We start from the raw sequence: 24,477 nt of genomic DNA, 5'->3' as shown, positions 1-24,477 counted from the left end.
AGGCCGCATGGCAGTGGTCAAGATCAATGCAATCGAGGTACCCGCCGAGGCCGGCCCCGAATTGGAAAAGCGGTTCGCACACCGCGCGCACGCGGTGGAGAACCAGCCCGGCTTCCTCGGTTTCCAACTGCTGCGCCCGGTCAAGGGTGAGGATCGCTACTTCGTGGTCACCCACTGGGAGTCCGACGAAGCGTTCCAGGCGTGGGCGCAGGGACCCGCCGTCGAAGCCCACGCCGGGCAGCGGGCCAACCCGGTGGCGACCGGCGCGTCGTTGCTGGAGTTCGAGGTCGTGCTTGACGTTGCCGGAACCGCCGCACAAGACTAGCCCCGTGCGGCGTCACCTGGCGGTATGGACGGCCACGGTAAGCATGGCGGCGCTCGCCGGCTGCGCCCCCTCCCCCGCTTCGCCTTCCGACCAGAACGCCGGCGAAGTGACGATCTCCACCAAGACCCCGCCGGGCCTGCGCGCCAAGCAGACCATGGACATGCTGAACTCCGATTGGCCGATCGGCCCGATCGGGGTGGCCACCCTGGCGGCCCCGGACAAGGTCGAGCAGGTCGTGACGACCATGGAATCGCTGTGGTGGGATCGGCCGTTCCGCCTCGACGGCGTCGACATCCGCGCCGGCGCGGCCACCCTGCACCTGACCACCTCCTACGGTGCACGCCAGGACATCAGGATCCGCACCGACGACAACGGCATGGTCGACCTGTTCAAACCGACCACCGAGGCACCGCCCATCCATTCCTGGCATGACGTCGACGCGGTGCTGAGCCGCACCGGCGCCCGCTACTCCTATCAGGCCTCCCGCATCGAGGGCGGCACGTGCAAGCCGGTGGCCGGCACCAACACGAGCCGGTCGCTGCCGCTGGCATCGATCTTCAAGCTGTATGTGCTGCTGGCCGTGGCCAACGAGGTGAAGGCCGGCACGGTGTCCTGGGACGATCCGCTGACCATCACCGGGCGGGCCAAAGTGGTCGGGTCGTCCGGACTGGAGGAACTGCCCGAGGGTTCCCACGTATCGGTGCGCAAAGCGGCCGAGAAGATGATCGCCACCAGCGACAACATGGCGACCGACCTGCTGATCGCCCACGTCGGCACCCGCGCCGTCGAGCGGGCACTGGTCGCTGCCGGCCATCACGACCCGGCCAGCATGACGCCGTTCCCGACCATGTACGAAATGTTCTCGGTCGGCTGGGGGAAACCGGACCTGCGGGAGAAATGGCAGCGCGGTTCACCCCAGGAGCGGGCAAAGCTCCTGCAGCAGGCCAACTCTCGGCCTTACGAACCGGATCCGGTCCGCGCGCACCTTCCGGCGTCGGCGTATGGCGCCGAGTGGTACGGCAGCGCCGAGGACATCTGCCGAGTGCACGTCGCGCTGCAGTCCGGGGCGGTCGGCAAGGCCGCACCGGTCAAGGAGATCCTGTCCGCGGTCCGCGGCATCGACCTGAGCCGCGCCGACTGGCCCTACATCGGCGCCAAAGCCGGCGGTCTGCCCGGCGATCTGACCTTCAGCTGGTACGCCGTCGATCGGGGCGGCCAGCCGTGGGTGGTCAGCTTTCAGCTCAACTGGCCGCGTGACCACGGCAAGAGTGTCGGCAGCTGGATGCTGCAGATCGCCAAGCAGGCCTTCGGTCTGCTGCCGGTGTAGGCCAACGCTTCGAGCCTGTAGTTAGCGCGCTGCCCTCTCGGACTTTCCCGCGCCAACTACAGGCTCGATGAAGCGTGGCTACTCGGCCGGCGCACCCGCCTGAGCGAGGTCGGCCTCCGCCGGCTTCTGACTGCCGGCGAAGGTGAACACCGCATTCTCGTGTGCGCCCTCGCCGTCCCAGTTCTCGACGTCGACGGTGACCAGCTGGCCTGGGCGGAGCTCCTCGAACAGGATCTTCTCGGAGAGCTGGTCCTCGATCTCGCGCTGGATGGTCCGCCGCAACGGACGCGCCCCCAGCACCGGGTCGAAACCACGCTTGGCCAGCAGCGACTTCGCCTTGTCGGTCAGCACGATGTCCATGTCCTTGGCCCGAAGCTGCTGGGCCACCCGCCCGATCATCAGATCGACCATCTGGATGATCTCTTCCTTGCTGAGCTGGTGGAAGACGATGATGTCATCGATGCGGTTGAGGAACTCCGGACGGAAGTGCTTCTTGAGCTCGTCATTGACCTTGAGCTTCATCCGCTCGTAGTTGTTCTCCCCACCGCCCTGGGTGAAGCCCAGCCCGACCGCCTTGGAGATGTCGGAGGTACCCAGGTTGGAGGTGAAGATCAGCACGCAGTTCTTGAAGTCCACCGTGCGGCCCTGACCGTCGGTGAGGCGGCCGTCCTCCAGCACCTGCAACAGCGAGTTGTAGATCTCCTGGTGAGCCTTCTCGATCTCGTCGAACAGCACCACCGAGAACGGCTTGCGCCGCACCTTCTCGGTCAGCTGGCCGCCCTCTTCGTAGCCGACGTAGCCCGGAGGGGCACCGAACAGCCGCGACGCGGTGAACCGGTCGTGGAACTCGCCCATGTCGATCTGGATGAGCGCGTCGTCATCACCGAAGAGGAACTCCGCCAGCGCCTTAGACAGCTCGGTCTTACCGACACCGGACGGGCCGGCGAAGATGAACGAGCCCGAGGGCCGCTTGGGGTCCTTCAGTCCGGCGCGGGTGCGACGGATGGCCTTGGAGACCGCGGCGACCGCGTCCTTCTGCCCGATGATCCGCTTGTGCAGCTCGTCTTCCATCCGCAGCAGGCGGGTGGTCTCGGCCTCGGTCAGCTTGAACACCGGAATACCGGTCCAGTTGCCCAGCACCTCGGCGATCTGCTCGTCGTCGACTTCCGCGACCACGTCCAGATCACCAGAGCGCCACTGCTTTTCACGCTCGGCACGCTGCGCGACGAGTTGCTTCTCCCGGTCGCGCAGGCTGGCGGCCTTCTCGAAGTCCTGCGCGTCGATCGCGGACTCCTTCTCGCGGCGGGCGTCGGCGATCTTCTCGTCGAACTCGCGCAGGTCCGGCGGTGCGGTCATCCGGCGGATCCGCATCCGGGCACCGGCCTCGTCGATCAAGTCGATCGCCTTGTCCGGCAAGAACCGGTCATTGATGTAGCGGTCGGCCAGGGTGGCTGCCGCCACGATCGCCGAGTCGCTGATCGAGACCCGGTGGTGGGCCTCGTAGCGGTCCCGCAGACCCTTGAGGATCTCGATGGTGTGCTCGACGGTGGGCTCACCGACCTGCACCGGCTGGAACCGGCGCTCCAGGGCGGCGTCCTTCTCGATGTACTTGCGGTACTCGTCGAGAGTCGTGGCGCCGATGGTCTGGAGTTCACCGCGGGCCAGCTTCGGCTTGAGGATCGAGGCCGCGTCGATGGCACCCTCGGCCGCGCCGGCACCGACGAGCGTGTGCAGCTCGTCGATAAACAAGATGATGTCGCCGCGAGTGTTGATCTCCTTGAGAACCTTCTTCAGGCGCTCCTCGAAGTCACCGCGGTAACGGCTGCCGGCCACCAGCGAACCCAGGTCCAGGGTGTAGAGCTGCTTGTCCTTCAGCGTCTCGGGGACCTCGCCGGCCACGATCGCCTGCGCCAGCCCCTCCACGACGGCGGTCTTGCCGACGCCGGGCTCACCGATCAGCACCGGGTTGTTCTTGGTGCGCCGGCTCAGCACCTGCATGACCCGCTCGATTTCCTTCTCCCGGCCGATCACCGGGTCGAGCTTGCCCTCCATCGCCGCGGCGGTCAGGTTGCGACCGAACTGGTCGAGCACCAGCGAGGTGGACGGCGAGCCGGACTCACCACCGCGTCCGCCGGTGCCGGCCTCCGCGGTCTCCTTGCCCTGGTAGCCACTCAGCAGCTGGATCACCTGCTGGCGGACCCGGGTCAGGTCCGCGCCCAGCTTCACCAGCACCTGGGCGGCGACGCCCTCACCCTCACGGATCAGGCCGAGCAGAATGTGCTCGGTGCCGATGTAGTTGTGGCCGAGCTGCAGCGCCTCACGCAGGCTCAGCTCGAGCACCTTTTTGGCGCGGGGGGTGAAGGGGATGTGCCCGGACGGCGCCTGCTGGCCCTGGCCGATGATCTCTTCGACCTGGCTGCGCACCCCTTCCAGGGAGATGCCCAGCGACTCCAGCGACTTGGCGGCCACGCCTTCACCCTCGTGGATCAGACCGAGCAGGATGTGCTCGGTCCCGATGTAGTTGTGGTTGAGCATCCGCGCCTCTTCCTGCGCGAGGACGACAACCCTGCGGGCCCGGTCGGTAAATCTTTCGAACATCGGCGGCTACCTGCTCTCCCTCACCATCGGCACTTGGTCGGCCTCGGCTCGGCCTCGCGTACCTGCCGTCCACTGTAATGGGCGGCCGGGCGCGCTGTGACCTGCCGGGCAATGCGTACCGAATCGAATGCTTGCGGTGACAGGCCTCGAAAGGCCCGGCACCTGATGCAAGAGAGCAACGCGCTCACCCCGGATTGCGTTCCGAAGCGTCACCTGATTCGCCAGAAGCGAAATGGGGAGTCCCGTCGGATTAGGTGGCGGCGTGAAAGGCGTCGATGATGTCGGCCGGGATACGGCCGCGGGTCGACACATTGTGGCCGTTGCGGCGAGCCCATTCGCGGATCGCGGCACTCTGTTCACGGTCGATCGCCCCCCGGCGGCCGCCACCGGAGCGCCCTCGCCGGCGCCCACCGACCCGCCGGCCCGCATCGGCCCACTTCTTCAACTCAGCGCGCAGTTTCGCGGCATTCTTGCTTGAAAGGTCGATCTCGTAGGTCACCCCGTCCAGTCCGAATTCGACTGTTTCGTCGGCGGCACCCTCACCATCGAAATCATCGATCAAGGTGACGGTCACTTTTTTCGCCATTGGTAGCCCCTCGTTAGCTTTCCCGCGCGCAAACTCTGCGCAAAGTCGTATTCGACCTCGCGGACCAATGTGCCATAAAAAATCGCCTGCTTCAACACAACAGGCACCGGCGTCGTTCAGTTGCCGTGACGCCGAACAATCGGAAACAAAACCGTGTCCCTAATTGACAGACCTGTCAGAACCATCAGCAGGCGGTCGATGCCCATTCCGGTGCCGGTGCAGGGCGGCATCGCGTGCTCCATCGCCGCCAGGAAGTCCTCGTCGAGCGCCATCGCCTCGTCGTCGCCGGCGGCCGCGGCACGCGCTTGCGCCGCAAAGCGTTCGCGCTGCACCACCGGGTCGATGAGCTCGGAGTACCCGGTGGCCAACTCGACACCGCGCATGTAGAGGTCCCACTTCTCGGTAACCCCCTCGATACTGCGATGTTGGCGGGTCAGCGGCGTCGTCTCCACCGGGAAATCGCGGACGAACGTGGGTGCGCTCAGGGCATTGCCGACCGCGTGTTCCCACAACTCTTCGACCAGCTTGCCGTGCCCATAGCCGCGGTCTCGGGGAATTGCGACTCCCCGGTCGTCGGCGATGGCCCATAACCTGTCGACCGATGTCGCCGGAGTGATCTCCTCGCCGATCGCTTCCGACAGAGACGGATACATTTCCACCGTCGCCCATTCACCGTCAATGTCGTAGATGCTGCCGTCGGGCAACGGCAGTTGACGCGTCCCGATCACCTCGTCGGCGATCTCTTGAATAATCTCCCGGGTGGCCACGGCCGAGTCGTCGTAGGTGCCATAGGCCTGATAGGTCTCCAGCATCGAGAACTCCGGCGAATGGGTTGAATCGGCACCTTCGTTGCGGAACACCCGATTGAGTTCGAAGACGCGGTCGAACCCGCCGACAACACACCGTTTCAGGAACAGTTCGGGAGCGATTCGCAGGTAAAGGTCCGCATCGAGCGCGTTCGAATGGGTGACGAACGGCCGGGCGGCCGCCCCACCGGCCAATGTCTGCAACATCGGCGTTTCGACTTCGAGGAATCCGCGGCGCTCCAGCGCGCAGCGCACCGCGCGGATGACCGCGATCCGCTGACGGGCCACGGTGCGCGCCTCCGGGCGAACGATCAGGTCGACGTAGCGTTGCCGAACCCGGGACTCCTCGCTCATCTCCTTGTGCGCGACGGGCAGTGGACGCAACGACTTGGACGCCATCTGCCAGGAGTCGGCGAGCACCGATAGTTCGCCGCGACGCGAGCTGATCACCTCGCCGTGCACGAAGACGATGTCGCCGAGATCGACATCGGCCTTCCACGCCTCCAGGTCCTGCTCGCCGACGCTGGCCAGGCTGATCATCACCTGCAGCTGGGTGCCGTCACCCTCCTGCAAGGTGGCGAAGCACAGTTTGCCGGAGTTGCGGGCGAAAACCACCCGGCCGGCCACGCCGACGACGTCGCCGGTCTCGGTGTCGGCGGCAAGGTCGGGGTAGGCGGCCCGGATCTCGGCGAGTGTGTGGGTGCGGTCCACCGCGACCGGGTACGGGTCGCGGCCCTGCGCCAGCAGCCGCGCCCGCTTGTCGCGGCGGATCCGGAACTGCTCGGGGAGGTCGGGATCGTCAGGCTGCGACTGTTCTGGGGTATCGGCGGAGCTCACGACGTGCCAGCTTAATCAACCCGTAGGAACTCAGCGCGCCGGCCGCAACCTGCCCCGTTGACTGTCGCGGTTGCGTTCGAAAACCAACCGCAGTCCGTCCAGGGTGAGGTTGGCGTCGTAGTGGTCGACGGTTTCCAGGTCGTTGAGCAACAGCGGGGCGGTGTGCCCGGTGGCCACCACGGTCACGTTGTCGGCGAAACCGGGCGTATCGTCGCGAATCCGGCGCACCAGCCCGTCGACCAGGCCGGCGAAACCGAACACCGCACCGGACTGCATGCATTCGACGGTGTTCTTGCCGATCACCGAGCGCGGGCGGGTGAGCTCTACGCGCCGCAGCCCGGCCGAGCGGGCCGCGGCGGCATCCGAGGAGATCTGCAGACCGGGCGCGATGGCGCCGCCCAGGAACTCGCCCTTGGCGGAGACCACGTCGACGCAGATCGACGAACCGAAGTCGACGACGATCGCCGCCGTGTTGAACTTGTGGAAAGCCGCCAGGCAGTTGACGATACGGTCGGCGCCGACTTCTTTGGGGTTGTCGACCAGCAGGGGGATCCCGGTGCGCACTCCCGGTTCGATCAGCACCGAGGCCACCGAGGGCCAGTACTGATCGAGCATCACTCGCACTTCGTGCAGCACCGACGGCACGGTGGACAGCGCGGCAGCGCCGGTGAGCTGTTCCCCGTCGTCGCCGATCAGACCGTCCAGCGTCAAGGCCAGCTCGTCGGCGGTGATCTCTGCTTCGGTGCGAATCCGCCACTGCTGCACGACGTTCCCGTTCTCACCCGAACCGGCGATCAGGCCGATCACGGTGTGGGTGTTACGGACGTCGATCGCCAGTAGCACGGCTATCCCACGCTTCTGGGCGAGAGCAGGTCCGCTACGTCATCCGGCACGAAGGCCGGGTCGTCGCCGAGGTCCACCTGCTTGTTGTCGGAGTCGACGAACACGATCCGGGGCCGGTAGCGACGGGCCTCGGCGTCTTCCATCGTGCCGTAGGCGATCAGAATCACCAGGTCCCCGGGATGCACCAGATGTGCTGCGGCGCCGTTGATTCCGATGACCCCGGTGCCCCGTTCGCCGGTGATGGCGTAGGTGACCAGCCGAGCGCCGTTGTCGATGTCGACGATCGTGACCTGCTCACCCTCGAGCAGGTCGGCGGCCTCCATCAGATCGGCGTCGATGGTCACCGACCCGACGTAGTGCAGGTCGGCGTGGGTGACGGTGGCACGGTGAATCTTCGACTTGAGCATCGTGCGAAACATCAATTCCTCCGGTTTTCTGCGGGATATCCATCCGAACCGACCGACGCCGCGGCGGCGGTGGTGGAAAGTCCGAGTGTTATGGCGGCGTTGTCGATCAATCGGGTCGTTCCGACGCGGGCAGCGATCAGCAGCCGCGCCGGACCTTCGGTAGGTGCCGGACCGAGGTCGACCCCGCGCACCTGCACGTAGTCGACGTCGACCGCCGGCACGGCGTCCAGTGCCGCGCCGGCCGCTGCGAGCGCCGCGGCGGCCCCGGCCGACGCGGCGTGCTCACCGGCGGCCAGCGCCGCCGACAATGCCGCCGCCGCCTCGCGCTGCACCGCATCGAGGTAGCGGTTGCGGGACGACATCGCCAGGCCGTCGGCTTCGCGCACCGTGGGCACGCCCACCACGGTCACGTCGAGGTTGAGGTCGGCGACCATCTGTCGCACCAGCACCAGCTGCTGATAGTCCTTCTCGCCGAAGAAGACCCGGTCGGGTCGCACGATCGACAGCAGTTTGCCCACCACGGTGAGCATCCCGGCGAAGTGCGTCGGGCGGGCGGCGCCTTCGAGCTCGGATCCCAGCGGACCCGGGTGCACGGCGGTGCGCGGACCGTCGGGATACATCGCTGCGGCGGTCGGTGTGAAGGCCAGCTCGACACCTTCGGCGCGCAACAGGGTCAGGTCCTGGTCGAGGGTGCGCGGATAAGCGTCGAGGTCCTCGCCGGCACCGAACTGCAGCGGGTTGACGAAGATCGAGACCACCACCACCGAACCGGGCGCCTTACGGGCGGCTCGCACCAGCGCCAGGTGCCCGTCGTGCAGGGCGCCCATCGTCGGGACCAGCATCACCCGACGACCGGTCGAGCGCAGCGCGCGGGTGACGCGGGCGACCTCATCCGGCCGGGCGTAGCAGTTGAGCGCACCGGCGGTGAAGGTGGGCGAGGCGCCCCCGGAAGCGTCGGGCCTCACCGGGCCAGCACCGTCAGCACGTCGTCGGCGGCATCGGCGCGGTGCGCCGTGCGCAGCGCGTTGGTGCGATAGGCCTCGGCCAGATCGGTGTCCACGCCGGCCAGCGCTTGCAGGTGCCGGGCCAGGGTGGCCGAGTCGCCGCGGGCCACCGGCCCGGTCAACGCGGCCCGGCCGTCGCGCAGGGTGTTGGCCAGCGCGGCCCGCACCAGCGGCCCCAGCACCCGTTCGGCGATGCCGTCGGGGTCGGGCACTTTGCTGGAGCCGAGGCGGCCCGGCAGCGCGGCCCGCAACGCTGCCAGCGCGTCGTCGATCACGGTGACCACGTGGTTGCCGCCGTGGCAGAGCGCGGCGTGGTAGAGCGTGCGGGCGGTTTCGTCGACCCGGAAGGGCTCGGCACCGATCTCCAACGTCAGCGCCTCGGCGATGGCGTAGCCGATCTCGTCGGCGGCGGTGATGCCGAAGCAGCTGTCCGCCAGCCGGTCGATGTCCTCGTCCCCGCCGGTGAAGGTCATGGCGGGGTGGATCGCCAACGGCAGACAGCCCTGCTCGGTCAGCGGCGCCAGCACACCGATCCCGGTGGCACCGGAGGTGTGCACGACGATGGTTCCGGCGCGCACCGCACCGGTGGCTGCCAGGCCGGAGACGATGCCGGCCAGTTCGGTGTCGGGAACCGACAGCAGCAGCAGTTCCGCATCGCCGGCGACATCGTGGGCCGGACGCACGAGGGTGTCGGGCAGTCGCCGCTGCGCACGCTGCCGCGAGGCTTCGGAGATGGCGCTACACGCCACCACGACGTGCTCGGCGCGCTCCAAGGCGACGCCCAACGCGGTGCCGACCCGGCCCGCCGAAATGACACCTACCTTGAGCCGAGCGGGCCGCAGTCCGTCGAACTGCACCATCGCAGACGACCTCACAAGTTCTCTTGGTTCGTTCCAGTCCCGCGCTGCGGGTACCGGACGGTCGCGGGAGAGTCTATCCCGCTCGGCGCCAGCCCGGCGAGTGACGTTCGTCGCAGGCGCGGCTCAATCCTCGCGGCGGCGACGCCGGCGGCCCACGGTGTGCGTGGGCTGCAGCCGGGCCAGCAGCTCGGCCACCGACTGGCCGCCGGTGCTCGGGTCGGCCTCGGTTCCCGGCTCGGCACCGGCGGAATGCCGTGCCGTGCCCGCGGAGGCGCCGGCGGGTTCCGGCTGGGCCGGCTGCGCCGGCTGGGTCTGCTGCGCCTGGTCGTCGGGTGAGTCCGCCGCGTGCCGGGAGCGGGCCCGCCGGCGCCCCTCCCCGTCCTGGCGGGCCGCATCGGCGCCGTTCACCGGACCCTCGGCCTCCGAACCCGGTCCGGCATGGCGGCCGCGCCGGGGCGGCGCCTCGGCACTGCGCTCGGGTGCGGCTGCCGCGTGGTCACCGGAATGCTTGGACTCGGCGCCGTGCCGGCCGGCGTCCGCGGGGGCATCCGCGGCCCAGTGGCTGCCGGGGGCGCCCGGCGGCCGCCATTCCCCCTCGGCGCCAACCGGTTTCCAAGCCGGCGGAGGCGGTGGCGCCACCCAGGGTTGCTGCGGCGCCGGTGGCGGGGGAGGTTCGGGCTCGCGGCGGGATTCCGGCGCGACGAACGGCTGCGGCGGCTGGGCCCAACGGCCTCCGGGTTGCGGGGCTTCGTCGGTGGCCCGGTGCGGGGCTTCGTCGGCGGCCCGACGATGCGATCCCCGGTGGGCCGGCTCGACCGGCGCCTTAGGCGCCTGGGGTGGCTGCGGCGCTTGAGTGGTCTGGGGCGCCGGGGGTGGTTGAGTAGGCTGCGGCGCCTGCGGTGGCTGAGATGCCGGCGGTGCCTGGGGTGCTTGTGGTGCCTGCGGCATGGGGATTCCGCCGGTGGGAATCCGCACCTCCGGAACGTCGATGATCGGGTTCTCGGCGGTCTGGCCGACCGAGTCCTCGGGGTAGAACGTCGCGGTCACCGGCGTGACCCGGGCAGTGCCGGATTCGCCGCCCGAACGGGCCCAGTCGCTGTAGGCGCGGACCGTGGTGCGCTCGGGCTCCAACGCCGGCCGCTGACTCAGGTCGGCGTCGAAGAGGATCTCCAGGTTGGTCCGCAGCGCGGCCAACTCGGCGCGCAACGCGGCGACCTCATCGGCGGCCTGGGCTCGCAGCTCCGATGCCAACTCCCGGCGCAGCTGCGACTCCACCGTCAGCTCGTACTCGCGCCGCGCCGAGATCTCCCGATCCAGTTGCAGGTCGTACACCAGCTTCAGGTCGCGGGCGCGGGCCTGATCCACGTCGCTCTGCCGCCGGTAGATCACCGACACGAACGCCGCCGCAACCGCGGCCCACAGCGCCACGATCACCGCGAGCTTCAACAGCTCCACCCGGCTGGTGAACACCAGCGCCGAACTCGCCGCGATCGCAAGGATCAGCAACGCCGTCATCAACGTCCAGCCGGGCCTGCGAGCACCACGCCGACCTGGGGCGCGGGACAGGACCGAATTCATCTGCGCCGCTCCACCTCGTCGCTTTGGCCCCCTCGCCGCTGCGCGGCCGGGGGTGCCCACACCGCAGCCGCATCATTGCTGGCCCGCATGGCCCGACTGTACCTGTACCAGGTCACTCCGCGTGTCGCCCCGCTCCGGCGATTCTCACCCCGGTTGATTTCCGGGGAGCTGCCCGGACTGTCCGGGATCCTGCGGGGACTTGCAGCAGTTCTGCAACCACAACGCGGCGACGAGCAGAGCCAGCGCGCTGGCCGCGGCGACCACGGCGCCGCCGGTGTCCTCGGCGGCGACGTGCAGGGTGGACCGGTGCGGCAGCAGGTAGCCCAGTACACCCAACCAGAAGCCCAGGACCAGCGCGCCCACCCAGGCCGAGGCCTTGGCGACCACGACGGTGCGGGCCACCGCCAACGGGTGCAGCCAGCCGGATGCGACGCCGATCTGGCCGTCATCGATCTTGGCGCGGACATAGTGGCCCCACGCCGCTTCGGCGATGGCCACCACCAGCAGCGATATCCCGGTCCACACGGTGATCGGCGGGAACCACCGATACAGCAGCTGCACCGCCAGAAAGCTCAGCACCGCGGCCACCGCCGCCGCTACGGTGACGTCTCGCTTACGGGTCGGGCCCATCAGCCGTCCCCGGCCCCGTCGCGCCGCTGCAGCACCAGGTCGGTCCGCCGCAGTTCGCTGCGGTCGGCGGGGTCCAGTTCGTCCAGCAGATCGGCCACCGCACAGTGCCGGCCGGAAACCGTCAGCTGCGCCGCCGGTTCAACCTCCAGCCACGGGACCAGCACGAACGCCCGCAGGTGGGCCAGTGGATGCGGCAGGGTCAGCCCCTTGTCCCGGGACAGCAGCTCCACCGATTCGCCGTCGGCGATGTCTCGGCAGCTGATCACGTCGACGTCGAGGGTTCGCGGTCCCCACCGTTCGCCCCGCACCCGGTCGGCTGCCTGTTCGAGCTCGTGAGCCCGGCGCAGCCACCCGTGCTCGTCTGTCGCCGGGTCCTCCACGATCAGCACCGCGTTGAGGAAACGCCCCTGGTCGACCACGCCCCACGGCTCGGTCTCGTACACCCCGGACACCTCGCGCACCGCCGCGCCGAACCCGTCGACCGCCGACTGCAAGCGGGCCAGCCGATCACCCAGGTTGGACCCGATGGAAAGAACCGCTTCGGTCATGGCGCCGCTCTCCCCCGTCGCTGGTGCTCCGCATCCTCGACAACGCGCGTCACGCCGGCACCACCGTCCCGCGCCGGTCGCGCCGGGAGCGCCGCGCCACCACGGCGACGTCGGCGAAGGTCAGTGGGATCGGGGCGTGCGGCTTGTGCAACGTCACCTCGACCGCCTGCACCCGCGCATCGGCCATGACCTCCTCGGCGATCTCGGCGGCCACGGTCTCGATGAGATCCCGGGCCGGACCCGTGACGATGTCCGCGGCGCGCTGCGCCAACACCCCGTAGTCGTAGGTGTCGGCAAGGGCATCGCTGGCGGCCGCGGCGGACAGGTCCATCCACAGCGTGATGTCGACGATGAAATCCTGACCGTCGGCCCGCTCATGGGCGAACACCCCGTGGTTTCCGCGAACCTTCAGGCCGCGCAATTCGATCCGGTCAGTCATCGCTTGTGCCTCCTCGGGTCCAGGCTTCGACGACCCTAAGCGCGTCGACCGAGCCCCGTACGTCGTGCACCCGCACGCCCCAAACCCCGTGCAGGCCGGCCAGCGCCGACACCACCGCGGTCGCCGTCTCGCGCTCATCAGGCGGCCGCGGCTGGCCATCCGCCCCGGACAGCAGGGTACCGAGAAACCGCTTGCGCGACGCCCCGACGAGAACCGGCATGCCGATTCCGACCAGCTGCGGCAATCCTTTGAGCAGAGCCCAATTGTGTTGCGCCGTTTTGGCGAAGCCCAGCCCCGGATCGACGATCAGCTTCCCCGGGTCCACACCGGCGGCGACCGCGGCGTCGACGGATGCCAGTAGATCCTTGCGGACCTCGGCGACGACGTCGCGGTAGTCCGGTACGCGATGCGGTTGCGCCGGATCGACCGGGCGCCAGTGCATCAGCACCCACCGGGCACCCGAGGAGGCCAGCAACGGCGCCATCGCCGGATCCGCGCCCCCACCGGACACGTCATTGACGATCCCGGCACCGCAGTCCAGCGCGGCCCCCGCCACCGCAGCGTTCATCGTATCGATGCTGACCGTAATACCTTGGGAAACAAGTTCTTTCACCACCGGGATCACCCGCTGCGCCTCCGCGTTCGGGTCGGCGCGCACCGCGCCGGGCCGGGTCGATTCCCCACCGACGTCGATGATCGCCGCACCCTGGGCCACCAGCGCCAAGCCATGTTCGACGGCGCGATCGACGTTCAGATAGCGGCCGCCATCGGAGAACGAGTCGGCGGTGACGTTGACCACCCCGACGACCTGGGCGCGGGTCGGGCTCACTTCCGCCGGATGAGTTCCAGGGCCTCGGCGCGCGACGCGCTGTCGGACTTGAACTGCCCACGCACCGCCGACGTCGTGGTGATCGCGCCGGGCTTGCGCACGCCGCGCATCGCCATGCACAGGTGCTCGGCCTCGACCACCACGATGACCCCGCGCGGGTCGAGTTTGCGCATCAGGGCGTCGGCGACCTGACCGGTCAACCGCTCCTGCACCTGCGGACGCTTGGCGTAGAGATCGACCACCCGCGCCAGCTTGGACAGGCCGGTGATCCGGCCGTCGGCGCCGGGAATGTAGCCGATATGCGCGACGCCGTGGAAGGAGACCAGGTGGTGCTCGCAGGTCGAGTACAGCGGGATCTCCTTGACCAGCACCAGCTCGTCATGCTGCTCGTCGAAGGTGGTCTCCAGCACCGTGTCCGGGTCGGTGTAGAGCCCGGCGAACATCTCCTGGTAGGCCCGAGCCACCCGCGCCGGCGTGTCGAGCAGACCCGGGCGGTCGGGATCTTCGCCCACCGCGTACAGCAGTTCACGCACCGCGGCCTCGGCGCGCGCCTGATCGAAGACTGTCGAAGCCATCGACGATCTCACTTTCTCAGTCGCCGGACGGCGGTTCGGACCGGTTCTTCTCGGCACCACGCTGCTGACCGTCGCCCTCGCCGGGCGGTGCCGGCGGTGGCGGTGGCGCCGCGGGATACGGCTGATAGGGCTGATAGGGCTGGGCGGGCGGGTAACCCTGTTGCGGCCACTGCTGCGGCGGGTACCAGTAGCCGGCCTGCTGCGGCTGATTCGCCGGGGGTGGCCAGCCGGGTGCATGCCAGCCCGCCGGGGCGCCGTAGTCGGGCTGAGTGCCCGCCGGCACGGCCTCGTCGCCGGCGGGCGCGCCGTTGCTGCCGTTGGACGCGCGACCGGCGGCCGCAGCCGCCTCCCGCGAGGCTTGGGCGATGGCGGCCTTGAACGCCGGCTCCGGCATCGGTTGCGGCCAGGGCTCCCCGCGTTCGATCGCCAACTCGCCCGGGGTCTTGATCGGCGGCTTGTCGGACGGGACCCGGCCGCCGAAGTCGTCGAAGATGGTCAGCCGCGGCCGCTTGGCGACGTCGGCGAAGATCTTCTCCAGATCGGCGCGATGCAGGGTCTCCTTCTCCAGCAGCTCACCGGCCAGGATGTCGAGCACATCGCGGTACTCGGTGAGAATCTCCCAGGCCTCGGTGTGGGCCGCCTCGATGAGCTTGCGCACCTCGTCGTCGATGTCGCGCGCCACCTCGTGGGAGTAGTCGGGCTGGGTGCCCATGGTGCGGCCCAGGAACGGATCGCCGTGTTCGCTGCCGTAGCGCACCGCGCCGAGTTTGGCGCTCATCCCGTATTCGGTGACCATAGCGCGGGCCACCTGGGTGGCCTTTTCGATGTCGGAGACCGCGCCGGTGGTCGGCTCGTGGAACACCAACTCCTCGGCGGCACGCCCACCCATGGCGAACACCAGCTGGGCGATCATCTCCGAGCGGGTGCGCAGCCCCTTGTCCTCTTCAGGCACCGCCACCGCGTGGCCACCGGTGCGGCCACGGGCCAGGATGGTGACCTTGTAGACCGGGTCGATGTCGGGCATCGCCCAGGCAGCCAGGGTGTGCCCGCCCTCGTGGTAGGCGGTGATCTTCTTCTCGTGCTCGCTGATGATCCGGCTCTTGCGGCGCGGCCCGCCGATCACCCGGTCCACCGCCTCCTCCAGCGCCGCCCCGGTGATGACGGTGCCGTTCTCCCGCGCCGTCAGCAGCGCCGCCTCGTTGATCACGTTGGCCAGGTCGGCACCGGACATGCCGACGGTGCGCTTGGCCAGGCCGTCCAGATCGGCGTCGGGAGCGATCGGTTTGCCCGCCGAATGCACCCGCAGCACCGCGCGCCGGCCCGCGATGTCGGGGTTGGACACCGGGATCTGGCGGTCGAACCGGCCGGGCCGCAGCAGGGCCGGGTCGAGGATGTCGGGCCGGTTGGTGGCCGCGATCAAGATGACGCCGGCGCGCTCACCGAAGCCGTCCATCTCCACCAGCAGCTGGTTGAGGGTCTGTTCCCGCTCGTCGTGCCCACCGCCCAGACCGGCGCCGCGCTGCCGTCCGACCGCATCGATCTCGTCGACGAACACGATGCACGGGCTGTTCTGCTTGGCCTGCTCGAACAGGTCACGCACCCGGGAGGCACCCACGCCGACGAACATCTCCACGAAGTCCGAGCCGGAGATGGTGAAGAACGGCACGCCCGCCTCACCGGCCACCGCTCGGGCCAGCAGCGTCTTGCCGGTGCCCGGCGGGCCGTAGAGCAGTACGCCCTTGGGGATCTTGGCGCCCAACGCCTGGTAGCGGCCGGGGTTCTGCAGGAAGTCTTTGATCTCGTAGAGCTCCTCGACCGCCTCGTCGACGCCGGCGACGTCGGCGAAGGTGGTCTTGGGCATGTCCTTGCCCAGCTGCTTGGCCCGTGACTTGCCGAATCCGAAGCCCATCCGGGCGCCGCCCTGCATCCGGGAGAACATCACGAACAGCCCGATCAGCAACAGCATCGGCAGCAGGTAGATCAGCAACGAGCCCAGCACGCTGCCCTGGTTGACGACGGTGTTGATCTCCGCCTTCTTGTTGGTCAGCGCGTTATAAAGCGGCACCGCGTACCCGGTCGGGTACTTGGCGATCAGCTTGTCGACCTTCTCGGTCTTGTCGGCGCGGCCGGGCTTGACGGAGTGGTCGCCCTTGTCGGAGATTTCGACGCTGGTGAGCGGGTTCTTCAGGACCAGCCGCAGCTGTTGTTCCCGGTCGTCGATCTGGGCGCTTTTGACGTTGCCGCTGTGGATCTGGGCGACCGCGACCGAGGTGTCGACCGGCTTGTATCCGCGGGTGTCGTCACTGAAATAAAAGAACGACCAACCGAGCAGCAGCACCACTGCGATCGCGGTGATGGTTCGGATCACGTTTTTGCGATTCATCAGGCATCGGCCGAACTCGGCCCAAATCCTTCCAGTACATGCGGCTGGGCATGTTCAGGCTACCGTCCGGGTGCTTAGACCGGGCAATCCCTTCTCCACTCCCGCCCGGGTGTGCTTTGGTGAGACCGTGGCCAACCCGATCGAACGTTTCATCGACACCAACGGCGTGACCCTGCGGGTCACCGAAGCGGGGGAGCGCGGCGCACCGGTGGTGTTACTGGCACACGGTTTCCCCGAACTGGCCTATTCCTGGCGACATCAGATCCCGGCGCTCGCCGACGCGGGTTTTCACGTATTGGCCCCCGACCAGCGCGGCTACGGCGGTTCGACGCGCCCGGATGAGCTGATCGACTACGACATCGCCGCATTGACCGGCGATCTGGTCGGGCTGCTCGACGACGTCGGGGCCGACCGCGCGGTCTGGGTCGGTCACGATTGGGGCGGCCCGGTGGTGTGGAGCGCCGCGCAGCTGCACCCCGAACGGGTCTCCGGTGTGGTAGGGCTCAGCGTTCCACCGGTGCCACGCGCCCAGGTGCCGCCGACCGAGGCGTTCAGCAAGATCTTCGGCGAGAACTTCTTCTACATGCTCTATTTCCAGCAACCCGGCGTCGCCGACGCCGAATTGGATGCCGACCCGGCGCGAACCATGCGCCGGATGATGGGCAGCCTCAGTCCGGCCGACCGCGACTCGGCGCTGCTGATGACCGCCCCCGGCCCGATGGGTTTCATCGATCGACTGGCCGAACCGGCCGCGCGGCCGGACTGGATCAGCGCCGACGAACTCGACCACTACATCGCCGAATTCACCCGCACCGGTTTCACCGGCGGGCTGAACTGGTACCGCAACCTCGACCGAAACTGGGAGATCATGGCGAACCCGCCGTCGGCCACAATTGACGTCCCCGCATTGTTCATCGCCGGAACCGCCGACCCGGTGCTGACTTTTACCCGGCGCGACCGGGCCAATGAATTGGTGAGCGGCCCCTACCGCGAGGTGTTGATCGACGGAGCCGGCCACTGGCTGCAGCAGGAACGGCCCGACGAGGTCAATGCGGCGCTGCTGGAGTTCTTGGCGGCCGTGCCGTCCGGGCGGGTGTCATGACGGCCGCGCCGCTGCGCTTCGGGGTCTTCATCACCCCGTTCCACGCGCTGGGGCAGTCGCCCACGGTGGCACTGGAATACGACTTGGAGCGCGTGGTCGCCCTGGACCGGCTGGGGTTCGACGAGGCCTGGTTCGGCGAGCACCACTCGGGCGGCTACGAGTTGATCGCCTGCCCCGAGGTGTTCATCGCGGCGGCCGCCGAACGCACCAAACACATCCGGCTCGGCACCGGGGTGGTCTCGCTGCCCTACCACCACCCGCTGATGGTGGCCGACCGCTGGGTGCTGCTGGACCACCTGACCCGCGGCCGGGTGATGTTCGGCGCCGGTCCGGGCGCCCTGCCCACCGACGCCCACATGATGGGTATCGACCCCGTCGAGCAGCGCCGGATGATGCAGGAGTCTCTGGAGGCGATCCTGGCATTGTTCCGTGCCGAGCCCGGCGAATTGATCACCCGGCACTCGGACTGGTTCACATTGCGCGACGCCGCGCTGCACATCCGGCCCTACACCTGGCCGTACCCGGAGATCTCGTGCGCGGCCATGGTCTCCCCCTCGGGCCCGCGGCTGGCCGGCGCGCTGGGCACCTCGCTGCTGTCGCTGTCGATGTCGATTCCGGGCGGCTTCGCCGCACTCGAGAGCGCCTGGGAGGTGGTGCGCGACCAGGCCGCCAAGGCCGGCCGCGAGGAACCGGACCGGGCCGACTGGCGGGTGCTGAGCATCATGCACGTCGCCGACACCCGCGAGCAGGCGGTAGCCGACTGCACCTACGGATTACAGGACTTCGCGAACTACTTCGGCGCGGCCGGGTTCGTACCGCTGGCAAGCGAAGTCGAAGGATCGCCACAGACGCCGACCGAGTTCGTCGAGGCCTACGCCGCGGCGGGCAGCTGCTGCATCGGAACCCCCGACGACGCGATCGAACACATCACCGGTCTGCTGGATCGCTCCGGCGGTTTCGGCACCCTGCTGGTCCTCGGCCACGACTGGGCCTCCCCGGAAGCTACGTATCACAGCTACGAGCTGTTGGCCCGCAAGGTGATTCCACACTTCAAGGGCCAACTCACCGCGCCCAAGGCATCACACGAATGGGCCCGCGGCATGCGCGACACGCTGTTCGGCCGAGCCGGCGAAGCGATCAAGAACGCCGTCGTCGAGCACGTGACCGAGTCGGCGTCCCCCGAAACGAATAGTTCACCCTGATGCGCGCGGCGGTGCTGCGCGACGGGCGAATGGTCTACCGCGACGATGTTCCGGAACCCACTCCCGGTCCGGGCCAAGTGCTCGTTGCGGTGACCGCCTGCGGAATATGCGGATCCGACTTGCATTTCGCCTCGCAAGGCGAGCAGGTGCTGGCGGCGACGCAGGCTATGTCGGGCAGCCCCTCCGCGCGGGCGTCCGTCGATCTGGGCGCCGATATCTTCATGGGGCACGAGTTCAGCGCGACGGTGCTCGACGCCGGTCCGGGAACCGACACCTTCGCCCCCGGAACGCCGGTCACCTCCATCCCGGTCTTGTTGGCCAACAAAGGTATTGAACCGATCGTCTATTCCAACACCACGGTGGGAGGCTACGCAGAGAAGATGCTGCTGTCGGCTCCGCTGCTGATGCCGATCCCCAACGGGCTGGATCCCCGCCACGCTGCCTTGACCGAGCCGATGGCCGTGGGACTGCATGCGGTCAACAAATCCGGTATCACGCCGGAAGAGACGGCGCTGGTGTTGGGCTGCGGACCGATCGGGATGGCGATCGTCGCGGCCTTGCGCACCGCCGGCGTGGAAGACATTGTGGCCGCAGATTATTCGCCAATCCGGCGAGAGCTTGCAACGGCGATGGGGGCGCATCGCACCTTCGACCCGGCGCAGGGTTCACCGTTCGACAGTGTCACCCCGAAAGTGATCTTCGAGGCGGTCGGCGTGCCGGGCATCATCGACGACGTGCTGCGGCGCGCACCGGTGCGCAGCCGGCTGGTCGTCGCGGGGGTGTGCATGCAGCCCGACACCGTGCACCCGTTCTTCGGTGTCGCCAAAGAGATCAGCGTGCAGTTCGTGCTGGCCTATGAGCCCGCGGAGTTCGCCGCGTCACTGCGGGCCATCGCCGAGGGCCGGATCGACGTGGCCCCGCTGATCACCGGCGAAGTCGGACTCGACGGCGTGGGCAGGGCTTTCGACGAGCTGGCCGACCCCGACCGACACTGCAAGATCCTGGTCACGCCTTAGGGAAGGCACCGGCGTCAACCAGCCGCTTCGACCATCCGCCCACCACCTCGACCAGCTCACCGAGGTTGTCGCCGAGGCGGGTGACGATCGGGGCACACGCTGCGTCAGTCGCCGTCTCGACCGACTCGCGGGCCGCGCGTCCGGCATCGCTGAGTACACCGTCACGCGCCAGGCCACGCTCGGCCAGCCGCTCCTCGCCGGCAGTCAGGTCCGCATCGCTCCACGCCCGCGACCGCACGTAGGAGCGCGGCGCCAAGCCGCGATAGAGCTCGGTGATCAGACCGATCTCGACACCGTCGAATCCGGCTGCGGCCCAGGCGTTCACGTGCGCGTCGCCACGGAACTCGCGCAGTTGATCGGCCAGCCGCCAGGCGTCGGTGAGCGGGTCCCCCGCCAGCCCGTCGGCCACCAGCCCGGAGAACAGCGGCTTGCCGGCCAGCGAGAGCCCGTCGGCGGCGCGGCGCAGCAGCTGCACCGCGCGGTCCAGCCCCTCGGGCGCGTCGCCGAGCACGCGACGCAGTTGGGCGACCGAGCCTTCGGCGCGGGCCGCGCGGATCGTCGCCGCATCGGTGAGGCTCCAGCCGTAGTCGACCGCGGGCACCACCACTGCCGGGTTGAACACGGCGAAGGCCGCGGCGATCACCTCCCCAGAGGCCTGTCCGAGCGCCGAGCCGCGACTGCAGAAGTAGGCCGGCCCGTCCGGCATCTCGACGCCCCTGGAGGTTGCGGGGCTGGGCCGGAAACCCAGTGCCGCGTAACCACGGTGACATTCCGGTGCGAAGTACACCTGCCCGGCGAAGGCTTCGATGGCGTTGGACAGTGCTCTGGCGGGCGCGATGGTCATGCCGTGACTTCCTGTTGACGGGATCTCACGACGTGATCACATCGCAGAGCCACTCGGCTTCCCTGCGCGGTGCACACCGTGGCGACATCATCAGCGAGACTACCGGTACGGGTCAGGCGGCTCCACGGCCGGTGTTGCGCCGGCTCGCCGAGGGCGTCACGTCTTGGCGGAGTTGCCGATGATCGCCTCGCTCACGCTCGGATAGATCTCCAGGACGCTGTCCAGTTTGGTGACCTGGATGGGATTGAGAACCTCCGGTTGAGTGGCGACCAGCCGCACTGATGCTCCATTGGCCGTGCCCTTCTCGTGGCAGGCGAGCACGGCGTTGAGCCCTGCGCTGCCGAAAAAGGTCACGCCCTGCAGATCGATGACAAACGGCCCCGACCCACGGTCGCCGTTCTGGGACATCACGGCCGCCAACTGCTCGGCGAACTCCCCGACGTTGCTGGAGTCGATCTCACCCACGATCCGCAGCATCACCGCGCCTTCGACACTCTCCCGCGAAACGACCAACCGCATCCCGCACGCCTCCACTTGTCCAACGTGTCAACATCGAGACAGCCGACTAACGCGAACCAGAATAGTCGCCCACGCGGTGGTCAGCTCAACTCCCGGCACCGTCTGCGCCGGCGCGCTGGTGAACGGTCAGCAGCAGGTTGTCGAACTGGCTTCGGGCGGCCGCCGGTGCCGGCGGCAGCGCGTGCATCTCCTCGATCAACCGAGTGGCCAGTGTCCGCAACTTGGTGTTGGTTTGCTGGGATCGCCACTGCAAGATCCGGAACGCCTGCCCGGCGCTGATCCGATAGACATACATCAGCGCCCCTTTCGCCTGCTCGATCGCGGCCCGGCCTTCGAGCAGCCCGGGTAGGACTTCGTCGAGGATCTCCTGGCGGGTCTCGTCGACCGTGTCGGTCAGGTCGATGTAATAGCCCTCCGTCCCGGCGACCGCGCCCCGCTCGTCATACATCCGGTCGGCGACGACGATCGCGTCGTGCTCCCGACCTGCGACGTCGATGAAGCGATGCCGGCTGGAAAACGACTCCGCCGAATGCAACGCACGGTCGAGCAGATCTTGAACGTCGCGCCGGTCATCGGGATGCTTGTGAGTCAGCACCAGCTCGGTGGTGGGAGTGATCTCGCCGGGCCGGTAGCCGTGCATTTCGGCGACCTCATCCGACCATTCCCAGCGCTGGCCGACGAACCAGAAACGAAAGGAACCAACGGTCAGATACGGCCGGGGACCGGCGAGCGCACCGTCGTCGAGCTTGTCCGTCATGTATCGAAGTATCCGCCAGCCGGGGCACCCCCGGCGGGTCCATGGACAGAATCGATGGCCACGATCGCCAGCACCGTCGCGCGACTCCGCTAGGGTGCCACTCATGCCGACACACCGCGCCCGGAAGGTACTCCGCTGGTCGACGACGCTGGCCCTGGCCGGCTTCGCGGTGGCCGGATGCGACGTTGCGCCCAGCACCGGCGGCGCCGAGCAGCCCCGCCAGGTGACCGTCATCGGATCCGGTGAGGTGCAGGGCGTTCCGGACACCTTGACCACCGAGGCGGGGATCGAGTTCGTCGCCGGCGATGTCACCAACGCGATGAACCAGACCAGCGAGCGCCAGCAGGCGGTGATCGACGCGCTGGTGGACGCCGGCGTGGACCGCAAGGACATCAGCACCACCCAGGTCAGCCTGCAGCCGCAGTACGGCAGCGCTGATCAGGGTGGGTCGGCCACCATCACCGGGTACCGGGCCGGCAACACGATAAGGGTCAAGGTGGAGCGGGATTCCGCCTCCCAGGTGCTGGCCGTGATCGTGCGGGCCGGCGGGGACGCCACCCGGATCAACGGGGTGAGCTACACCATCGAGGACGATTCGCAGCTGGTGCGCGATGCCCGCGAGCGGGCCTTCAAGGACGCCAAGGACCGCGCCGAGCAGTACGCGCAACTGTCCGGTCTGCGCCTCGGCCGGGTGCTCTCGATCTCCGAGGTGGCCGATGGCACGCCGCCGCCGTCGCCGGTCGGCATGCCGATGCCGCGTGCGATGGCCGCTCCCCCCGTGGAGCCCGGCCAGCAGACGGTGAGCTTCTCGGTGACCGCAGTGTGGGAGCTGGACTGAGCGCTGCGTGTTCCGGGCTGCCGCGCTTCGGCGCCGGAATGGCAAACCGCGGTATGCTGGCATACATGAAGCGGACAACCGTCAAGATCCCCGACGCGTTGGATGCCCGGCTGCGACACGAGGCTCGTCGACGGAACTTGAGCATCTCAGAGGTCAGCCGTGAAGCACTCGAGGCATACCTCGGCGAAACCAGTGGCCGCCGGCGCCTGAACGCAGCGGCCGCCGGCCGTAGCGGCCGAAGCGATATCTCCGAACGTATCGAAGAGATTCTCGCCGCCGAGGTCCGACGATAGGGGCCATTGTCGTCGATGCGGGCCCCCTGTACGCCTACGTCGACGCCGACGACGCGCACCATGCGTCGTCGCTGGAGCTTCTGCAGACCCATCCGGGCCCGTTGATCGTCCCGACGCTCGTCATCACCGAGGTGGTTTACCTACTGGGTACCCGGCTGGGCGTCGAAAGCGAGGTGCGGTTCCTCGGCGACTTGGCCGATGGTGCTTTCGCGGTCGAGTCGGTCGCAGCAGGAGATTGGCTGCGGATCGCGGAACTTGTTGCGCGGTACCAAGACCTCCCTCTGGGGACCGTAGACGCCTCCGTGGTAACCGTGGCTGAACGGTTAGGCATCCATGAGGTCGCGACCGTCGACCGTCGTCACTTCAGCATCGTCCGTCCGTGCCACATCGAGGCCTTCACCCTCCTCCCGTGACGCCTCAGACACCGGCGTTTTCGACGCAGGAGGTAACACTGCTGTTGCGTCCAATCGACTGATAGGCGGGCGCTTCAGCGTGGTCCAACGAGCGGTCGACGGCATCTCAAGCAGTGCTAGCCTCGCGATGTCGTATGCCACATGCAGCAGACTCCTTCATCCGGCAACCGGGCTGAAGCTAGCTCGCTTCATATGCGCTTCCTGTCCCATCGCTTTGCTGCCGCTAGAGGTCCGGGCCCGGGTAACCGGGTAGACGTAATCCGGGGCCCGGAACGTTCAGCTCTGGTAGATCCGCGGGTCCAAGGTGCCGATATAAGGCAGGTCGCGGTAGCGCTCGATGTAGTCCAGGCCGTAGCCGACCACGAAGTCGTTCGGGATGTCGAAACCGACGTAGGCGATGTCGACGCTGGCGCGCGCCGCGTCGGGTTTGCGCAGCAGCGTGCAGACCCGCAGCGACCGGGGCCGCCGGGCGGCCAGGTTGCGCAGCAGCCACGATAGGGTCAGGCCGGAGTCGACCACGTCCTCGACGATCAGCACGTCGCGGTCGCTGATGTCGCGGTCGAGGTCCTTGAGGATGCGCACCACGCCCGACGACGAGGTGGACGAACCGTAGGAGCTGACCGCCATGAACTCGAATTGGGTAGGCAGCGGGATCGCCCGGGCCAGGTCGGTGACGAACAGCACCGCGCCCTTGAGCACGGTGATCAGCACCAGGTCGCCGCTCTCGGCGCGATCGCGGCCCTCGGCGTAGTCGGCGGCGATCTGCGCGCCGAGTTCGGCCGTGCGGGCCCGGATCTGCTCCTCGGTCAGCAGGACCGATTTGATGTCACCGGCGTATGACTCGGGTGTCTCCCCCGGCGAAAACGCAGCCACCAGCACAGCGTGCCACGGGTGATGTTCGACAACCAACTGCAGCGG

26 protein-coding genes are annotated in these 24,477 nt (G+C 68.3%); 8 read left to right on the top strand and 18 right to left on the bottom strand.

Annotation, left to right across the window (positions count from 1 at the left end):
- Nucleotides 1-7 precede the first annotated feature (7 nt).
- Both mhuD and BST28_RS06185 read left to right on the top strand, forming a co-directional pair.
- Nucleotides 8-325 (top strand): mycobilin-forming heme oxygenase MhuD, encoded by a 318-nt coding sequence (gene mhuD / locus BST28_RS06190; RefSeq protein WP_019738043.1) that lies wholly within the window; start codon nucleotides 8-10, stop codon nucleotides 323-325.
- Between the two features lie 43 nt (nucleotides 326-368).
- Nucleotides 369-1,652, top strand: coding sequence for a serine hydrolase (locus tag BST28_RS06185; protein ID WP_205634578.1), 1,284 nt, complete (start codon nucleotides 369-371; stop codon nucleotides 1,650-1,652).
- Nucleotides 1,653-1,730: 78 nt separating this feature from the next.
- Here BST28_RS06185 and clpC1 read toward each other — a convergent pair whose 3' ends face one another.
- From clpC1 to ftsH, 14 genes are all read right to left on the bottom strand, one after another.
- Nucleotides 1,731-4,250 (bottom strand): ATP-dependent protease ATP-binding subunit ClpC, encoded by a 2,520-nt coding sequence (gene clpC1, locus BST28_RS06180; RefSeq protein WP_019738041.1) that lies wholly within the window; start codon nucleotides 4,248-4,250, stop codon nucleotides 1,731-1,733.
- 250 nt (nucleotides 4,251-4,500) lie between these two features.
- Nucleotides 4,501-4,836 carry a histone-like nucleoid-structuring protein Lsr2 gene (gene lsr2 / locus BST28_RS06175; protein WP_019738040.1) on the bottom strand — a complete coding sequence of 112 codons (336 nt, stop codon included), beginning with the start codon at nucleotides 4,834-4,836 and terminating at the stop codon, nucleotides 4,501-4,503.
- A gap of 116 nt (nucleotides 4,837-4,952) precedes the next feature.
- Complete coding sequence (lysS, locus tag BST28_RS06170; protein WP_065287575.1) at nucleotides 4,953-6,479, bottom strand: lysine--tRNA ligase; 1,527 nt, start codon at nucleotides 6,477-6,479, stop codon at nucleotides 4,953-4,955.
- A 30-nt stretch (nucleotides 6,480-6,509) separates the two neighbouring features.
- Entirely contained in the window at nucleotides 6,510-7,322 is an 813-nt protein-coding gene (locus BST28_RS06165; RefSeq protein ID WP_019738038.1) for a type III pantothenate kinase, read from the bottom strand.
- 2 nt (nucleotides 7,323-7,324) lie between these two features.
- Nucleotides 7,325-7,741 carry an aspartate 1-decarboxylase gene (gene panD, locus BST28_RS06160; protein ID WP_019738037.1) on the bottom strand — a complete coding sequence of 139 codons (417 nt, stop codon included), beginning with the start codon at nucleotides 7,739-7,741 and terminating at the stop codon, nucleotides 7,325-7,327.
- On the bottom strand, nucleotides 7,741-8,694 hold the full coding sequence (gene panC / locus BST28_RS06155) for a pantoate--beta-alanine ligase (RefSeq protein WP_083080325.1): 954 nt from the start codon (nucleotides 8,692-8,694) through the stop codon (nucleotides 7,741-7,743). Before panC ends, panD begins: the two co-directional genes overlap by 1 nt.
- Entirely contained in the window at nucleotides 8,691-9,593 is a 903-nt protein-coding gene (locus BST28_RS06150) for a Rossmann-like and DUF2520 domain-containing protein (protein WP_065287573.1), read from the bottom strand. Before BST28_RS06150 ends, panC begins: the two co-directional genes overlap by 4 nt.
- 123 nt (nucleotides 9,594-9,716) lie before the next feature.
- Nucleotides 9,717-11,171: a DUF6779 domain-containing protein gene (locus BST28_RS06145; protein ID WP_065287572.1), complete on the bottom strand. Its 1,455-nt coding sequence runs from the start codon at nucleotides 11,169-11,171 to the stop codon at nucleotides 9,717-9,719.
- A gap of 144 nt (nucleotides 11,172-11,315) precedes the next feature.
- On the bottom strand, nucleotides 11,316-11,801 hold the full coding sequence (locus BST28_RS06140; RefSeq protein ID WP_065287571.1) for a DUF3180 domain-containing protein: 486 nt from the start codon (nucleotides 11,799-11,801) through the stop codon (nucleotides 11,316-11,318).
- Nucleotides 11,801-12,349 (bottom strand): 2-amino-4-hydroxy-6-hydroxymethyldihydropteridine diphosphokinase, encoded by a 549-nt coding sequence (gene folK, locus BST28_RS06135; protein ID WP_065287570.1) that lies wholly within the window; start codon nucleotides 12,347-12,349, stop codon nucleotides 11,801-11,803. Before folK ends, BST28_RS06140 begins: the two co-directional genes overlap by 1 nt.
- 49 nt (nucleotides 12,350-12,398) lie before the next feature.
- Nucleotides 12,399-12,788 (bottom strand): dihydroneopterin aldolase, encoded by a 390-nt coding sequence (folB, locus tag BST28_RS06130; RefSeq protein WP_019738334.1) that lies wholly within the window; start codon nucleotides 12,786-12,788, stop codon nucleotides 12,399-12,401.
- Nucleotides 12,781-13,617, bottom strand: coding sequence for a dihydropteroate synthase (gene folP, locus BST28_RS06125; RefSeq protein WP_065287569.1), 837 nt, complete (start codon nucleotides 13,615-13,617; stop codon nucleotides 12,781-12,783). Before folP ends, folB begins: the two co-directional genes overlap by 8 nt.
- Nucleotides 13,614-14,192, bottom strand: a complete 579-nt coding sequence (folE, locus tag BST28_RS06120; protein WP_019738336.1) for a GTP cyclohydrolase I FolE — start codon at nucleotides 14,190-14,192, stop codon at nucleotides 13,614-13,616. The genes folP and folE overlap by 4 nt, the downstream gene beginning before the upstream one ends.
- Before the next feature lie 16 nt (nucleotides 14,193-14,208).
- Nucleotides 14,209-16,575, bottom strand: coding sequence for an ATP-dependent zinc metalloprotease FtsH (gene ftsH, locus BST28_RS06115; protein ID WP_065287568.1), 2,367 nt, complete (start codon nucleotides 16,573-16,575; stop codon nucleotides 14,209-14,211).
- 127 nt (nucleotides 16,576-16,702) lie between these two features.
- Here ftsH and BST28_RS06110 point away from each other — a divergent pair, with 127 nt between their 5' ends.
- Genes BST28_RS06110 through BST28_RS06100 form a run of 3 tightly spaced genes read left to right on the top strand, consistent with a single transcriptional unit; the run spans nucleotide 16,703 to nucleotide 19,895 of the window.
- On the top strand, nucleotides 16,703-17,677 hold the full coding sequence (locus BST28_RS06110) for an alpha/beta fold hydrolase (RefSeq protein WP_109510853.1): 975 nt from the start codon (nucleotides 16,703-16,705) through the stop codon (nucleotides 17,675-17,677).
- Complete coding sequence (locus tag BST28_RS06105) at nucleotides 17,674-18,879, top strand: LLM class flavin-dependent oxidoreductase (RefSeq protein WP_065287566.1); 1,206 nt, start codon at nucleotides 17,674-17,676, stop codon at nucleotides 18,877-18,879. Before BST28_RS06110 ends, BST28_RS06105 begins: the two co-directional genes overlap by 4 nt.
- Nucleotides 18,879-19,895: a zinc-binding dehydrogenase gene (locus BST28_RS06100; RefSeq protein ID WP_065287565.1), complete on the top strand. Its 1,017-nt coding sequence runs from the start codon at nucleotides 18,879-18,881 to the stop codon at nucleotides 19,893-19,895. Before BST28_RS06105 ends, BST28_RS06100 begins: the two co-directional genes overlap by 1 nt.
- Here the strand turns inward: BST28_RS06100 and BST28_RS06095 are convergent.
- From BST28_RS06095 to BST28_RS06085, 3 genes are all read right to left on the bottom strand, one after another.
- Nucleotides 19,885-20,739 carry an SCO6745 family protein gene (locus BST28_RS06095; RefSeq protein WP_065287564.1) on the bottom strand — a complete coding sequence of 285 codons (855 nt, stop codon included), beginning with the start codon at nucleotides 20,737-20,739 and terminating at the stop codon, nucleotides 19,885-19,887. The genes BST28_RS06100 and BST28_RS06095 overlap by 11 nt on opposite strands.
- A 156-nt stretch (nucleotides 20,740-20,895) precedes the next feature.
- Nucleotides 20,896-21,258 (bottom strand): STAS domain-containing protein, encoded by a 363-nt coding sequence (locus tag BST28_RS06090; RefSeq protein ID WP_065287563.1) that lies wholly within the window; start codon nucleotides 21,256-21,258, stop codon nucleotides 20,896-20,898.
- Between the two features lie 85 nt (nucleotides 21,259-21,343).
- On the bottom strand, nucleotides 21,344-22,015 hold the full coding sequence (locus BST28_RS06085) for a PAS and ANTAR domain-containing protein (RefSeq protein WP_083080323.1): 672 nt from the start codon (nucleotides 22,013-22,015) through the stop codon (nucleotides 21,344-21,346).
- 103 nt (nucleotides 22,016-22,118) lie between these two features.
- On the opposite strand from BST28_RS06085, the gene BST28_RS06080 reads away from it, so the two are divergent.
- From BST28_RS06080 to BST28_RS06070, 3 genes are all read left to right on the top strand, one after another.
- A complete protein-coding gene (locus tag BST28_RS06080) occupies nucleotides 22,119-22,853 on the top strand; it encodes an SIMPL domain-containing protein (protein ID WP_065287561.1) in 735 nt (244 codons plus the stop codon).
- 65 nt (nucleotides 22,854-22,918) lie between these two features.
- Nucleotides 22,919-23,146, top strand: coding sequence for a ribbon-helix-helix domain-containing protein (locus tag BST28_RS06075; protein ID WP_234787402.1), 228 nt, complete (start codon nucleotides 22,919-22,921; stop codon nucleotides 23,144-23,146).
- Nucleotides 23,143-23,559, top strand: coding sequence for a type II toxin-antitoxin system VapC family toxin (locus BST28_RS06070; RefSeq protein WP_029249268.1), 417 nt, complete (start codon nucleotides 23,143-23,145; stop codon nucleotides 23,557-23,559). Before BST28_RS06075 ends, BST28_RS06070 begins: the two co-directional genes overlap by 4 nt.
- 276 nt (nucleotides 23,560-23,835) lie before the next feature.
- Here BST28_RS06070 and hpt read toward each other — a convergent pair whose 3' ends face one another.
- The gene (gene hpt, locus BST28_RS06065) at nucleotides 23,836-24,474 is read right to left on the bottom strand and encodes a hypoxanthine phosphoribosyltransferase (protein WP_205634576.1); all 639 of its coding nucleotides are present in this window, start codon (nucleotides 24,472-24,474) and stop codon (nucleotides 23,836-23,838) included.
- Between the last annotated feature and the right edge of the window lie 3 nt (nucleotides 24,475-24,477).

Origin of the sequence: Mycolicibacter kumamotonensis (genome assembly GCF_002086285.1) — a bacterium.
GTDB classification, from domain to species: domain Bacteria; phylum Actinomycetota; class Actinomycetes; order Mycobacteriales; family Mycobacteriaceae; genus Mycobacterium; species Mycobacterium kumamotonense.
Note: the sequence above shows the minus strand (reverse complement) of the source record. Positions and strands in the feature narration are given on the sequence as shown.

What these genes read in the sequence shown, in the direction of transcription:
- mhuD (WP_019738043.1), top strand. Translation starts at nt 8, where the DNA reads ATGGCAGTGGTCAAGATCAATGCAATCGAGGTACCCGCCGAGGCCGGC.
- BST28_RS06095 (WP_065287564.1), bottom strand. Translation starts at nt 20,739, where the DNA reads ATGACCATCGCGCCCGCCAGAGCACTGTCCAACGCCATCGAAGCCTTC.
- folE (WP_019738336.1), bottom strand. Translation starts at nt 14,192, where the DNA reads ATGGCTTCGACAGTCTTCGATCAGGCGCGCGCCGAGGCCGCGGTGCGT.
- folK (WP_065287570.1), bottom strand. Translation starts at nt 12,349, where the DNA reads ATGACCGAAGCGGTTCTTTCCATCGGGTCCAACCTGGGTGATCGGCTG.
- BST28_RS06145 (WP_065287572.1), bottom strand. Translation starts at nt 11,171, where the DNA reads ATGAATTCGGTCCTGTCCCGCGCCCCAGGTCGGCGTGGTGCTCGCAGG.
- BST28_RS06105 (WP_065287566.1), top strand. Translation starts at nt 17,674, where the DNA reads ATGACGGCCGCGCCGCTGCGCTTCGGGGTCTTCATCACCCCGTTCCAC.
- BST28_RS06140 (WP_065287571.1), bottom strand. Translation starts at nt 11,801, where the DNA reads ATGGGCCCGACCCGTAAGCGAGACGTCACCGTAGCGGCGGCGGTGGCC.
- lsr2 (WP_019738040.1), bottom strand. Translation starts at nt 4,836, where the DNA reads ATGGCGAAAAAAGTGACCGTCACCTTGATCGATGATTTCGATGGTGAG.
- BST28_RS06185 (WP_205634578.1), top strand. Translation starts at nt 369, where the DNA reads ATGGCGGCGCTCGCCGGCTGCGCCCCCTCCCCCGCTTCGCCTTCCGAC.
- BST28_RS06090 (WP_065287563.1), bottom strand. Translation starts at nt 21,258, where the DNA reads ATGCGGTTGGTCGTTTCGCGGGAGAGTGTCGAAGGCGCGGTGATGCTG.
- folB (WP_019738334.1), bottom strand. Translation starts at nt 12,788, where the DNA reads ATGACTGACCGGATCGAATTGCGCGGCCTGAAGGTTCGCGGAAACCAC.
- ftsH (WP_065287568.1), bottom strand. Translation starts at nt 16,575, where the DNA reads ATGAATCGCAAAAACGTGATCCGAACCATCACCGCGATCGCAGTGGTG.
- BST28_RS06100 (WP_065287565.1), top strand. Translation starts at nt 18,879, where the DNA reads ATGCGCGCGGCGGTGCTGCGCGACGGGCGAATGGTCTACCGCGACGAT.
- BST28_RS06075 (WP_234787402.1), top strand. Translation starts at nt 22,919, where the DNA reads ATGAAGCGGACAACCGTCAAGATCCCCGACGCGTTGGATGCCCGGCTG.
- panD (WP_019738037.1), bottom strand. Translation starts at nt 7,741, where the DNA reads ATGTTTCGCACGATGCTCAAGTCGAAGATTCACCGTGCCACCGTCACC.
- BST28_RS06080 (WP_065287561.1), top strand. Translation starts at nt 22,119, where the DNA reads ATGCCGACACACCGCGCCCGGAAGGTACTCCGCTGGTCGACGACGCTG.
- BST28_RS06150 (WP_065287573.1), bottom strand. Translation starts at nt 9,593, where the DNA reads ATGGTGCAGTTCGACGGACTGCGGCCCGCTCGGCTCAAGGTAGGTGTC.
- BST28_RS06085 (WP_083080323.1), bottom strand. Translation starts at nt 22,015, where the DNA reads ATGACGGACAAGCTCGACGACGGTGCGCTCGCCGGTCCCCGGCCGTAT.
- clpC1 (WP_019738041.1), bottom strand. Translation starts at nt 4,250, where the DNA reads ATGTTCGAAAGATTTACCGACCGGGCCCGCAGGGTTGTCGTCCTCGCG.